General features: G+C 66.5%; 10 protein-coding genes. 7 read left to right on the top strand and 3 right to left on the bottom strand.

All coding sequences use genetic code 11. The annotated features are described in order from the left end of the window. The first annotated feature begins 37 nt into the window (after window positions 1-37). From OU11_RS05205 to OU11_RS05195, 3 genes are all read left to right on the top strand, one after another. Window positions 38-1,459: a tyrosine-protein kinase domain-containing protein gene (locus tag OU11_RS05205; protein WP_152597088.1), complete on the top strand. Its 1,422-nt coding sequence runs from the start codon at window positions 38-40 to the stop codon at window positions 1,457-1,459. Between the two features lie 144 nt (window positions 1,460-1,603). Further along, window positions 1,604-3,346: a hypothetical protein gene (locus OU11_RS08805; protein ID WP_052122669.1), complete on the top strand. Its 1,743-nt coding sequence runs from the start codon at window positions 1,604-1,606 to the stop codon at window positions 3,344-3,346. Window positions 3,347-3,555: 209 nt separating this feature from the next. Beyond that, window positions 3,556-5,181, top strand: coding sequence for a sugar transferase (locus tag OU11_RS05195; protein ID WP_052122697.1), 1,626 nt, complete (start codon window positions 3,556-3,558; stop codon window positions 5,179-5,181). Between the two features lie 158 nt (window positions 5,182-5,339). On the opposite strand, the gene OU11_RS05190 is transcribed toward OU11_RS05195, so the two are convergent. The 3 genes from OU11_RS05190 to trxA all read right to left on the bottom strand — a co-directional run bounded on the left by OU11_RS05190 (window position 5,340) and on the right by trxA (window position 8,848). After that, a complete protein-coding gene (locus OU11_RS05190; RefSeq protein WP_052122667.1) occupies window positions 5,340-7,034 on the bottom strand; it encodes an MDR family MFS transporter in 1,695 nt (564 codons plus the stop codon). A 180-nt stretch (window positions 7,035-7,214) separates the two neighbouring features. Continuing rightward, complete coding sequence (locus OU11_RS05185) at window positions 7,215-8,249, bottom strand: aggregation-promoting factor C-terminal-like domain-containing protein (protein ID WP_033514930.1); 1,035 nt, start codon at window positions 8,247-8,249, stop codon at window positions 7,215-7,217. A 236-nt stretch (window positions 8,250-8,485) separates the two neighbouring features. Then, the gene (gene trxA, locus OU11_RS05180) at window positions 8,486-8,848 is read right to left on the bottom strand and encodes a thioredoxin (RefSeq protein WP_033514928.1); all 363 of its coding nucleotides are present in this window, start codon (window positions 8,846-8,848) and stop codon (window positions 8,486-8,488) included. Window positions 8,849-9,182: 334 nt separating this feature from the next. Here trxA and OU11_RS05175 point away from each other — a divergent pair, with 334 nt between their 5' ends. The 4 genes from OU11_RS05175 to OU11_RS05160 all read left to right on the top strand — a co-directional run bounded on the left by OU11_RS05175 (window position 9,183) and on the right by OU11_RS05160 (window position 13,497). Then, on the top strand, window positions 9,183-9,806 hold the full coding sequence (locus OU11_RS05175) for a DUF4916 domain-containing protein (protein ID WP_033515023.1): 624 nt from the start codon (window positions 9,183-9,185) through the stop codon (window positions 9,804-9,806). Between the two features lie 68 nt (window positions 9,807-9,874). After that, entirely contained in the window at window positions 9,875-10,732 is an 858-nt protein-coding gene (locus OU11_RS05170) for an alpha/beta fold hydrolase (protein WP_033514927.1), read from the top strand. A 1-nt stretch (window position 10,733) separates the two neighbouring features. Continuing rightward, on the top strand, window positions 10,734-11,825 hold the full coding sequence (gene nudC / locus OU11_RS05165) for an NAD(+) diphosphatase (RefSeq protein WP_033514926.1): 1,092 nt from the start codon (window positions 10,734-10,736) through the stop codon (window positions 11,823-11,825). Between the two features lie 67 nt (window positions 11,826-11,892). Continuing rightward, window positions 11,893-13,497: a L,D-transpeptidase family protein gene (locus tag OU11_RS05160; protein ID WP_033514925.1), complete on the top strand. Its 1,605-nt coding sequence runs from the start codon at window positions 11,893-11,895 to the stop codon at window positions 13,495-13,497.

The following is a 13,497-nucleotide window of genomic DNA, read 5'->3' as shown; positions in this document are numbered from 1 at the left end:
AATGGATCAGAATCAGATGGAGCAAGAAGACGAGGGGATCACCCTGGGGGAACTGCTGCAGATGATCCGGAAGCATATCGTTTCCGCGGCCATCGTTACTGTGGTGGTGTTCGCGGCGGTGGCCGCCTACACGTTCCTGACGCCCAGGAAGTATTCGGCCACATCCGAACTGCTGGCCATGTCCGGCCAGGGCGTGATCAGCGACACGTCGAACGCCTCCCAGTACAGTTCGATCGGTTCGTACATCAACCAGCAGATCGCCACCTACCCGCAGCTGGTGAAGACGGAGGCGGTGCTGGAACCGGTCATCACCAGCCTGGGCCTGGACACCACGGTGGAAGAGACCGCCGAACTGATCACCGCCAGCAACCCCGACGGCACCTTCATGGTCGACATCACCGCCGAAACCGAGGATCCGTCGCTGTCCGAGCAGCTGGCGAACGCGGTGGCCGATAGCCTGAGCGCGCAGGTCTCCACCTCCATGAACACGATGGACGAGGCGCAGGCCCCGGTCTCGCTGTCCGTGGTGCAGCAGGCGCAGACGCCGGAGGGCCCGAGCTCGCCTAACGTGCCGCTGTATCTGGCGGCCGGTCTGGTGGCCGGCGTGATTCTGGGCATCGGCTGGGCCATCGTGCGCGAGATGCTCAACACCAAGGTGGACAGCACCTCCGATGTGCGCGGCATGGTGGGTGCCTCCTCCATCGGCAGCGTGCCGGATGACGAGATTCTGCAGGGGAACAAGCCGGTCATCATCGCGCAGCCGGGCGGCGCGCTGGCGGAGGAGTACCGCCGCATCCGTTCCAACATCTCGTTCCTGAAGACCGACCGTGTGTCCGGCCACGGCCAGCTGCTCGTCATCACGTCGGTCTCCCCGTCCGAAGGCAAGACCACCACGTCCATCAACGTGGCCACCGCCTTGGCCGAGGACGGCGCGAAGGTGCTGCTGATCGACGCCGATCTGCGGCATCCGTCCGTGGCCAACCATCTGGGCATCGAGGGGCACGCCGGCCTGGCGCATGTGCTCTCCGGCCAGATGACCCCCAAGGACGTGGTCCAGACCTACTGGAAGCCGAACTTCCACATCCTGCCCGCCGGCAAGCGTCCGGCCAACGCCAGCATCCTGCTCAGCTCGGATACCATGACGCTGCTGGTGGAGCAGGCGCTCACCCAGTATGACTATGTGATCATCGACACCGCGCCGATGAGCGTGGCGAACGACGGCGCCATGTTCGGCCGTCTGGCCAAGGGCGTGGTGCTGGTCACCGCCAAGGGCATCACCGAGAAGAAGGATCTGCAGGAGAGCGTCGAGACCTTCAAGTCGGCGGACGTGCCGGTGCTCGGCTTCATCTTCACCTTCGCGGATCCGAAGAAGAACCACGCGGGCAATTACTACTACTATTACGAGGACAGCGCCAAGCGGGGCGCGTCCGGCAAGCGTAAGGGTGGCCGGAAGAAGTGAGTCCGGTGACGGGCATCGCGTGAAGATCAGGGCGGATTCGGTCCGCCCTGACTCGTATGGGGCAGCGACGGGGCCTTCAGGTTGACAGGCGTCACTACACTGGAGTGAGAGAGTGGAACGGAACAGGGAAGGGACAGTTCGGCAATGAACGATGAGCATCGCATGGCGGACGCCATGGATTTGAGCTTCCCCATGCCGGTCAACGGCGGCACCGCGAAGGCGGCATCGACCGACGCCGGCAGGACGCCGGGCGGCGTCGCGCCGACGGACGACGTCGTGCCGACGAGTGTCGTCGTGCCGACGGGGGACGCCACGCCCAACGCGTCGGATGGTTCCGGCATGACGGCGGACACGGCGACGCCGGCGTACACCGCGGATGCAGACCGGCAGGCCGACATGCCGTCCCTGCTGGACGCCCCGCATCTGACAAGCACCACGTTGCCGCCCATCGTCCGGGCCAACCGTGGCGATATCGTCGACACCGCCTGGGACATCCCCTCCATCGAATTCCCCGAACCCGAACCCGAGCCGGCCCCCAAGGATGGTCCTCGCCATGCGCCGGCCAAGGGCGCCTACTCCACGGCGCAGCTGCGCCGGATGCAACAGAACTCGGCGGAGGCATCCACCCGTGCCATGCCGCTGTCCGAAGTGGCGGGGGAGCGTACCGAGGTGATGGGCGACGACGCTCCAACTGCGGTGCTGTCCGGCGACACTTCCGCCTCTGCCACCGCAGTGATTCCCGGTAGCGGTTCGACCGCCGCCACTGCAGTGTTCCCCGGCGGCGACGTATTGTCCTCCACCCGGTTGTTCCCCGGCTCCATGGACCCGACGTCGCCCCGCACGGCCCAGTCGCGCGATGAGCGGCTCGGCGGCCTGGAATTCAGCACAATGCCGCCGGCGATCGCGCACCGTCTGCCCGACGAGGTGCCGCAGCCGCCGGAGGAACCCCGCAAACGGTCCAAGACTCCCGTCATCATCGGCGTCATCGTTGCCATCGCGGTGGTGGCCGCGGCCATCGCCGGCGTGCTGGTTTGGCGCAACGGCCAGTCGGAGGCCGACCATGCCGCGGCGCTCGCCGCCTGCACCAAGTCCAGCTCCGAGGCCAACGATGCGCGCGCCGCGCTTGACGCGGCCCTGAAGGACGCCCAGGCCGCGTCGGCGTTGACCGCCGACCAGGTGGCCGACTCCGCCACGCTGGATACACTCAAGCAGGCCATCGACGACGCGAACGCGTTGGACGAGGTCGCCGCCTGCGGCGCGGATCTCAGCGCCGCGGACCTCGACGCCCATGCCCGGAGCAACGGCACGCTGGCCGAACAGTTCACCTCCGCCGCGGACAACGTCACCAAGGCCGCCAAGGCCGTGACCGACAGCCGTGACGCCAAGACCGCCTCGGACACCAAGGCCGCGCAGGACGATCTGCAGACCGCGGTGACTGAGGCGCAGACGCTGCTCGACAACAGCCTGTGGGCCGTGGCCGACAACACCACGCGCGTGGCGCTGGAACAGGCCATCGACATCGCGAACACGGCGTTGCAGAGCGGGGACTCGGACCTGAAAACGCTCGAGGACGCCCAGGAGGAGCTGCAGCGTGCCGTCGACGGCGTGAACGAGTCGATGGAGGAGCTGGCCGCGATCAACGCCGGGCAGCAGGCCCCGTCGCAGTACCAGCAGTACACGTACGGCAACAACGGGTACGGGACGTATGATCCGTATGGCACCGGAGCGGGGACGGGCGGCCCGTCCGCCCAGCAGCCGGATCGTGAGACGGACGATACGGACACGGATCCGGAACCAACGGATCCAGAACAAACGGATCCGGAATCGTCGCCATCGGTGAATCAGGATCCGACCTCGGATTCGACCCAACAAGCGGAGACGAACTGACATGGCGAACACCTGCGATGGCAGCCGGATCCCGCCCGCGCCGTCGTCCACGGCCTTGCCGGGGAACGAATGGCGGTGTGCCCCGGCCATGTTCCGGAATCCGCGGAATCAGGCATCCCGCCAACGTACTATAGTCAATCGATAGAGAGCATACGGAGCTAACCTTTGGGGGGGGGGGGGTATTGGTTTTGGAACCCAAGGCCGATGAGATGAAAACCGTGCCGATCGCAGTGACCGAGCCGACCGCGCGGGAACGCCGAGTACGTGAGCACCGCAATCAACGGGGACATTGGGCGGGGGCATCAGCCGCGCACGAGCCGATGACGTTCGCGAACACGCCGTTCCCGGATACCGACCAGTCGGTGTTCCGCGCGATCACCCGCAAACCGTTGTGGCGGTACCTGTATGTCGCCTCGCTGGTGGCGGTGGACGTGGTGGTGATGCTGCTGGCGCTGGTCATCTGCTTCGCCGTGAACCCCGACGCATATGACGCGGTGCCCGAGGTGATGTCGATTCCGCTGTTCCTCGTGCTGGTGTGCGGCATGTGGCTGCTGTGCCTGGCGTTCGCGGGCTGCTACCACCGCCATGTGATGGCCGAGGGATACGACCTGTACGCCAAGGTCATCAACGCCGGCGTATTCACGCTCGTGCTGTCCAGCTGCGTGGCGTTCATGCTGGGGCTGGAGCTGCCGCGCACCGCGCTGATCATCGCTCCGCTGGTGGCGATGCTGCTGGAGCTCATCGCCCGGTGGCTGATGCGGCGGGCGCTGCATTCCAGCCGTCGCCGCGGCGGCAGCAAATACAGCACGGTGGTGGTCGGCTCGTCGGACGGCATCAACCGCACGCTGCGGATGATGCAGAGCCACCTGTCGCTCGGATACAACCCGGTGGCCGTATGCCCGATCGCCGCTGATCCGCATAATCCCGACGCCTATGTGGTCACCGAGTTCACGCCCGATCCGGACATCGTGGGGGCGGACCGGCTCAAGGTGCTGTCGTTCGGTTCGCGTTTCCCGCGCACCGTGGAACGGCTGGGCGTGCAGGAGGTGTACATCGCCGACGTGCTCTCCCGCGACTCCAAGCTGCTGCACGCCATGTCGCTGGCCATCGAATCGCTCGGCATCGAGCTCGCCATCTCCGTGTCGCTGGCCGATACCGGCGGCCACCGCCTCTACCTGCGCAACTCGGTCGAGCAACCGGTGCTGATCGCCAGCCTGCCGCAGTACCGGACCGGCACCTACGTGATCAAGCGCGTGCTGGACATCATCCTGTCCACGTTGGCGATTGTGGTGAGCTCACCGATCATGCTGGCCACGGCCATCGCCATCAAGCTGGACGACGGCGGCCCGGTGCTGTTCAGCCAGACGCGCATCGGCCTGCACGGCAAGCCGTTCAAGATGTACAAGTTCCGCTCCATGGTCACCAACGCGGAGGAAATCAAAGCCAAGCTGGCCGAACAGACCGGGCAGACCGACCGGTTCATCTTCAAGCTCAAGGACGATCCGCGCATCACCAAGGTCGGCAAGTTCATCCGCAAGACCTCGCTGGATGAGTTCCCACAGTTCTTCAACGTGTTCAAGGGCGACATGTCGCTCGTCGGCCCGCGTCCCGCCCTGCCGGAGGAGGTGGAACGGTACGGCTCGCTGTACTCCACCAGACTGCTTGTCAAGCCCGGCATCACCGGTCCGTGGCAGGTGTCCGGCCGCTCCGATCTGACGCAGGAGCAGTCCGAGTTCCTGGATGTGTCCTACATCGAGAACTGGTCGATCACGGGCGATCTGGCGCTGCTGGCCAAAACCGTCATGGTCGTGTTCCGCGGCACCGGTTCGTACTGATTGCACAAGGTCCGGCCCAGACCGATAACCGGTCTGGGCCGGACCATATGTATTCGCCGTCTACCGATTATCGTTCGGTGGCGTTTTCATCGTCGCAGGCTGGCATCGCCTGGCATACGTGTCGGCTGCTTGCATAGCCGGCCGCGGGCGTTGCCCGGTTAGTGCTCGATGGCCTGGTGCATGCGGTGTAGCGCACGCTGGGTCAGGTCGCGGGTGGAACCCGCACCGTTGCCGCGCACGCCGAAGAACACCATCAACACCATGCCGAAGCAGATCACGGCGCTCACGCGCAGCGCCCACTGCACGCCGAACACGCTGGCGGCGATCGCCACGTCGTCGCCACCACCCAACGCGGCCTGGCGCAGCGCGGCGAACGTCTCCATCAGGATCACCAGCACCGGGGCGCCGATCGCGCCGGCAATCTGACGCACCGTGTTCGTCACCGCCGAACCGGCGGACACCTCCTTGGGGTCCAGACAGTTCAGCGACCAGGTGGTGATCGGCATCAGCACGAATCCCATGCCGATCTGGCGCACGAACTGCCAGATCGACACCCACCAGATCCACGAATCCATCGAGATCAGGCTCATCATCACCGTGCCGAAGCACAACGTGATCGTGCCGATCAACGCCACCGGGCGCGCGCCGAACCGGTCGAGCGCCTTGCCGCCGAAGAACTGCGCAATCGCCTGGCCGAGCGCACCCGGCAGCATGATCAGGCCGCTCATCGTGGCCGAATACCCGCGGTCGTCCTGAATGTACAGCGGCAGGATCACGGTGATCGAGCTGAAGGCGAAGAAGCTCAGCGCCGCTGTGATCGTGCCCACGGTGAAGCTGCGGTTCTTCAGCACCTCCAGGTCCAGCAGCGGCTCGCGGCCGGTGGTGCGGTGCCACTTGTGGAAACGCAGGTGACCGTGCAGGAAGCCGTCGTGACTGTTCGTGGAGTCCCCGGCGTCGGCGGCCCCAGCGTCGGCCGTCCGACCGGCGTCAATCCCGGACTCTGACACATTGGCGCGCCCCTGCGCCTCAACCCATGCGCGCTTGTTGCCCAGCTGGCGCAGCACGAACCACACGATGCCGGCCAGGCCCACCACCATCGGCAGCCAGACCATCGGATGCGCGAACGGGTAGCTCTCGATGTTCGTGAAGCCGAACATCAGCCCGCCGAAGCCGAAGATCGACAGGCATACGGAGAAGAAGTCGGCCTTGACGGTCTTGTCCGTGGCGCCGAAGTTGCGCAGCCAGAACGTGGCGAGCACCAGCGCGAACGCGCCGATCAGGGTGAGCGTCAGGAAGATGGAGCGCCAGCCGTTCGCATCGGTCTGCCAGCCGCCGAAGGTCGGACCGATGGCCGGAGCCACGCTCATGGCCATGCCCACCATGCCCATGGCCATGCCTCGGCGGGAGAGCGGATAGATCGAGAACACGGTGATCTGCAGCACCGGCCACATCACGCCCGTGCCGATCGCCTCCAGCATGCGGCCCATCAGCACCAGGATGAACGTGGGGGAGAGCCAGGCCATCAGCGAACCCGCGGTGAACACCGCCATCGACGTGATCACGATCTGGCGGGTGGAGAAGCGGCGGGTCAGGTAGGCGGTCAGCGGCACCATCACGCCCATGACCAGCTGGAAGATGGAGGTCAGCCATTGGCCGGTGGTCACCGAGATGCCGAATTCGGAGACGATCGTCGGCAGGGCGGCGCTCAGCTGCAGCTGGGTGAAGTTGCCGCAGAATGTGATGAACGTCAGGATGGCGATGGACACCATGGCCGCATGGGACAGGTGCCCGTTGACGAACGACTCCTCAGGTGTCAGCGGCGTGCTCAGATTGCGTTTCGTGGCAGCGGTCATGCCGAGCCCTTCTCTCTTGCTCTTCGGACGGAGGCGGGTGGGCGGTCCCATCCGCCGAAGTGACCCCAACAGCCTACTCCTATGCATAGGCAACGTGACCGAACCTACGTGGAGGATAGGCGGAATCGAGGTAAAAAGACGAAGCCCGGGATTTCCCGGGCTTCGTCCGTAACGTGTCGATCAGTACCAGTGGTTGGCGACCCAGAAGTTGTAGGCGCCCTGCACCGAGCCGTAGCGGCTGTTGCAGTAGCTCCAGAACCATTTGAGCTGCGTCTGGTAGTTGGTGGCCCAGTCGGCGCCGGCGGAGGCCATCTTGTTGCCGGGCAGCGCCTGCGGCAGGCCGTACGCGCCGGAGCTGGCGTTGGTGGCGTTCACGCGCCATCCGGACTCGTGGTTGATGATGTACACGGTGGCGGAGAAGTCGGCCTCGGTGTAGCCGTTGGCCAGCAGGTAGTCGTGCGCCCACTGCTGCATCTCGCCGGCCGGCACGGTGGTGCCGATCGAGGCGCCGGCGGACGAGGAGCTGCCGGAACCGCTCGAGCTGGAGGAGTCGGAGGCCGTCGACGAGGCGGTGGCGCCGGTGCCCACCAGGATCACCTTGTCCACGGGCTCCTTCTTGACGTACGAGGCGAACACGTTGGAGGAGATGACCTTGTCCCCGGCGCGGGTGACCAGGCTCGTGGTCTCCATCACGCCTTCCTCGCCCTCGGTCTGCACCTGCTCGGTGCCTTCGGGCAGTGCGGAGGTCTCCTTCTTGACCGTGCTGAACGCGATCGGCTCCTCGGAGGTTTCCAGCGCGGATCCGGCGGTCTCGATGGTGATGACGGTGGATTCGTCGACTTCGGTGTCGAGCGCCGGGTCGACGGTGTCGTCCGGTCCCAGCGTGATGTTGCCGGCCTCCAGCACGGATTTGACGGTGGTGAAGTCCGTGCCGAGCACGGTGCGCGATTCGCCGTCGAGTTTGACGGTGACATAGGAGGTCTCGCCGCCGTTGGTGCGCTCGTTGCCACGGGAGACGGCCAGCGGGTCGGTGGCGGAGAACGATGTGATCTGCTGCGCCTCGTCGCCGGCGTGCGCGGAAACCCAGAAATGACGGGCCGTGATGCCGCCGGTCGCCGCCAGTGCCAGTGCGGCCGCCGCCGCGGCGATACGAATCCAGTGACGCTTGGTTAACGAAGGTAGGCTGAGCGTGCGCTTCCTGCGATGATTGGCCATTGCACTCCTCTTGCATTCCGACGCTTGTGGCGTCGGGCCGCTGTTCACACTGCCTTCAAGTTTACGACAAAGCACCGATATCCGCCGGGAGTGTGACGTTGCCCGCAAGGGCGACGGAACGCCCGTATATCACGGTCTGTGCGGACCGTTGGGATGTTCCGGCCATCGCCTCTGACGGGTGCCGATGGCCGGAAAGGGGAACGTCGTTGTCGTGTCGTTGCCGGGCTACCGCCGGATCACTGCTGGTCGCCCGCGGCGTCGGCCTCCGCGGCCTCGAGGTCCAACGCCTTGGCCTGGCCGATCAGATCCTCCAGATCGGAGGCGCGCAACGCGCCCGCCTGCTGGAACACGATCCTGCCCTGCTTGGCGATCATCAGCGTCGGCACGGCCTGCACGCCGGCGGCCGCCGCCAGATCCTGGTTCTGGTCGATGTCCACCTTGGCGAAGTACACATCCGGATGCTGTTCGCTGGCCTGCTCGAACACCGGTCCGAAGGCGCGGCACGGCCCGCACCAGGTGGCCCAGAAATCCACGAACACCAGTTCGTTGCCGTTGATGACCTGCTCGAATTCGGCCGAGCTCACCGCATGGGTCGCCATAATCGCTCCTTACCTGTCTGCCTGTCCATGACCCGTCCATTCCGCCGACGGTCAGGGATCGTCCCTCCGGCCGCCGCGCATGCGGCTCGCCGGATTGCCGTGCTACCAGCATCCCAGCAGCACCCAACAACGCGCAACACCTTGCGCCCACGGAGGAACGCGTCGCCCGGAACTCGCGTCCGGACGCACGGCAACGGCGACGACGGCGACGCCTGCGATCCGCCTGATTCCGCGTCCGCTGAGGAAGACTCATCGGCGGATTTCCCGCCAATGCTCATGCAACGGTTACGGAACGGTCATGCGCCGGTCATCTGTTCGGCGGATAATGGGGAACATGCCAGTGCTGAACGATGAGGTGCCCGACGAGGGCGATTTCGACGCCGGCCGCCGCCGCGGCGAGTTCGACGACATCACGCCCGAGGATTTCGTGAGCGGAACCCCCGGCGGCAATCCGCCAGGTTGGCTGGATGCGGACCGCGTGAACGACATCCGCCGTCAGGTGCCGATGGTCTATGTGGAGGTCGTGCCGGTGCACACCGATGATTTCGGCTGTGTGCTGCAGGTCGGCACGCTGCTGCGCGTCTCGGACGACGGTTCGGTGGAACGCACGCTGGTGGCGGGCCGCGTGCTGTATCACGAGACGCTGCGCGAGGCCATCGCCCGCAATATCGCCAAGGATCTGGGACCGTTGGCCCTGCCGGCGCTGCCGTCCAATCTCCAGCCGTTCACGGTGGCCGAGTTCTTCCCCACGCCCGGCCTGAGCGAGTTCTACGACCCTCGCCAGCATGCGATCGCCCTGTGCTATGTGGTGCCGATCGGCGGCGACTGCCAGCCGCAGGACGAGACGCTGGACGTGGAATGGGTGGACGTCAACGGCCCGACGCTCGGCACCATGCTGGACCAGATGCCCGGCGGGCACGGCCGCATCGTGCGGCGCGCCCTGTCCTGGACCGAATAGGGGCGGTCCACGGCTCCGCGGCCGTGCCGGACGCGGACGTAACGCCAATACATACGAGAGGAACCGCAATGGAACTGAACACCACCATCTATCGTGAGGGCGAAGGCCTGCCGGTCGTGCTCGTGCACGCCTTCCCGATCGACCATCATCTGTGGGACGACTGCGCCGCCGAACTCATCGCCCGCGCGGACGCCGCCGGACTGCCGAACCAGAACTTCCCGCTGTGGGCCCCGGACATGCCGGGCGCCGGCGAAGGACCGATCCCCACGGCCGAAGACACCGGCGCCGTGGCCGAGGACGGCGCGTACACGCAGGCCCTCGACCGCATGGCCGACGCCTACGTGCGGCTGATCCGCGACGCCGGCTACAGCAAGGCCGTCTGGGTGGGACTGTCGATGGGCGGCTATCTGGTGCTGGACATCCAGCGCCTGCACCCCGAGGCGGTGGCCGGCCTGGCCCTGTGCGACACGAAGGCCGACGCCGATTCGCCCGCATCCCGCGCCAACCGCCTGCGCATCGCGGACATCTGCGAAACCGAACACACCGTGGACCCCGTCATGCACTTCGCCGAACCGCAGCCCGGCGACTCCACCATCAAGCAATCGCAGCGGTTCATCGACCAGTTCACCGCGTGGATCCACGCCCAGCGGCCCGAAGGCGTCGCCTGGCGCGAACGCATGGCCGCCGGCCGCCCCGACCTGAACGACCAACTGCCGCTCATCACCGCGCCCGCCGCCGTCATCTGCGGCGAAAACGATCCATCCAGTTCGCCCGCCGTCATGGGGCCGATCGCGCAGGCCATGACCGGCACCGACGCGGCGTTCACCACCATCCCCGACTGCGGTCACTTCAGCGCCTACGAACACCCCGACCAGGTGGCCGCGGCCCTGCTCGACCTGATCCGCCGCGCACAGGCGGAGGCCTGAGATGCCCGCATTCTCACCATTGGCCCTCACCCAGGTGCTGCCCTTCCTGCCGCTGGCCCAGGGCGACATCGACTACCAGTCCGAGCGCCGCGGCGAACCCGGATTGATCGACGGTCTTCTGCTCGAGCCGACGACCACCGTGATCCTGGTGCGCAACGGCCTGCTCGCCGTGCCGCGCGGCCAGGGCCGCCTGACCGAACGCGAATCCGCTTCCATGCGCCTCGCCACCCTGCCCGGAACGTACGCGGCGCAGGCCCTGGCCGCCTCGCCGGATGCGGTCGCCATGTTCCTCGGCGGCTACGAGGGGTACCGCGGCACGCACGTCATCGCCGTCGACATCTCCCGCGTGCCGGTGCAGGACGTCGTCCCCGTGCCCGATGCGGGCGGCACGGGCGCGGACGACGCATTCGGACGCACCCTGCCGCACGACGACACCGCGGGCCGGCGCTCGCTGTTCGCCCGCACCGTCGAGCGCTTCGACTGGGTCGACCTGCGCGGCTTCGTCCCCCACGCCTCGGCGCGTGAGGCCGGACAGGCCGTCACGGCCGTATCGCTGGGCCTTTGGCACGCCACGCAGCGGCACTGCCCGACCTGCGGGGCGCCCACGGAACCGGCCATGGCGGGCTGGGCGCAGCGCTGCACCAACCGCGACGACGGCAACCGTCTGCTGTTCCCCCGCGTCGAACCGGCCGTCATCACCGCGATCGTCGACGCGCAGGACCGTCTGCTGCTGCAGCACAACCGCGCCTGGAACGATCCGACGCTGTACTCGGTGTCCGCGGGGTTCGTGGAGGCCGGCGAGAACCTGGAGCACGCCTGCCGGCGCGAAGCCAGGGAGGAGGTCGGCATCACGCTGGGCGAGGTGCGTTACCTGGGATCGCAGCCCTGGCCGTTCCCCGCCTCGCTCATGGTGGCGTTCAAGGCCTACGCGCTGGATACACGCATCCGCACGGACGGCGACGAAACGGTGGACGCCCGTTGGGTGAGCCGCGACGAGCTGACCGACGAGCTGGTGCGCGGCCGGATCACGATGCCGAACCGCGCCGCCATCGCACGGTACATGATTGAGGAATGGTACGGGCGTTCGCTGTAGCGGCGGACTCGTCGGTTTGGTCGCGTATAGTGTTCGACGGAAACAGTTGATTTCGCAAGGAACGGCAATGTCTGACGAGTACCAGTTGGAAGCGCCCATCTCCGGTGACGGCGAGCGGACCATGGTGATGGGGCAGCTCCCCATCCCCGAGGGGATCGACGGGGGAGAATCCGCGTTCATCCTGCCCGCCGACGAGGAGAAGGGACCGAACCGCAATCTGCCGTGGATCATCGCGCTCAGCGTGATCGGCGCGCTGCTGGTGCTGGCCGCCGCCGGGCTGTTCGCCGCGCGCTGGTACTACTCCGACAAGGCCGCCCCGGGCGTGACGTTCGGGCAGGTCAGCGTGGCCGGGCAGAACCGCGACCAGCTGACCGACACCGTCAACCGGGCCGTCGCCGATTCCGCCGTGACCGTGGACGGGGGCGACGGCGCGCCGGTCAAGGCCTCGCTGGAGGAACTGGGCGTGAACGTGGATGTGGACGCCACGGTGGACTCCCTGCTGCAGGCCAAGGCCGACGGCTCCGCGACCGGCGTGCTGGACGGGCTGCTGGCCGACTTCGCTAGGATCAATCCGTTCTCCAAGAAGGACATGGGACTGACCGCCGAATACGATGAGTCGACGGCCAACACGTTCCTGACCGACCGGTTCATCGCGGACGACCAGAAGGCCGTGGCCTCATCGATCGGCTATGACGAGGCGAGCCAGCGGTTCACCGTGTCCGAGGGACGCACCGGGCGTGCGGCGAAGATCGAGGCGGTGAACCAGGCGGTCAACAACGCCATCGCCACGCCGGGGCATGGCGCCTCGGTGACGCTCGAATACGAGGACGTGAAGATGCCCGTCGGCGTGGACGCCGCCAACCAGGCCGCCACTGAAGCCAACAAGCGGCTGGACAACCGCATCGTGCTCACCAACGACCGCGACCGCAACTTCGAACTGCCGGTGAATGTGGTGGCCTCCTGGATCAAGCCGACCAGCGACTTGGAACAGGGCACGATCACCCTGAACTACGACGAGGCGGCCATCAAGGAGTATCTGGCCGCCGAGCTGCCGAACCAGCTCAACCAGGAGCAGGTCGATCAGGAGGATATCGTCGACGACAACGGCAACGTGATCCTCACCCGCGTGTACGGCGTGAGCGTCAAGGACACCGACGCCGCCGCCGGCGACGTGATCAAGGCGCTGCAGGAGGGCGAGGGCGGCCTGATCTCGGTCAAGGCCGACGTCACCGAGCACAAGACCACGCAGAAGAAGGCGGAGATGCGCATCGTGGTGGACAAGAGCTCGCAGACCGCCACCGTGTACAACGGCAGTCAGGTGGTGCGCACCTTCCCCGTGTGCACCGGTACGCCCGGCGCATTCGGCGAAACCGACAACGGCACGTTCTCCATCTACCTCAAGTATTCGGTGCAGGACATGCGCGGCCTGAACGAGGACGGTTCCAAGTACCTGTCCAAGGGCGTCAAGTGGGTCAGCTACTTCAACGGCGGCGAGGGCTTCCACACGGCGAACTGGAACTATTACGGCATCGAGCATGGCGACCCGGCCAACTACGGTTCGCACGGCTGCGTGAACATGTATGAGGCGGACGCGCAGTGGATCTACAACAACTGCCCCGAGGGCACGCTGGTCCAGGTGGTGGGCGCCACCCCGTCCGGCCCGGTGCGCTGA

It is taken from the genome of Bifidobacterium pullorum DSM 20433, assembly GCF_000771405.1.
Classification (GTDB): Bacteria; Actinomycetota; Actinomycetes; order Actinomycetales; family Bifidobacteriaceae; genus Bifidobacterium; species Bifidobacterium pullorum.
This window is presented reverse-complemented; position numbering and strand designations above follow the sequence as displayed.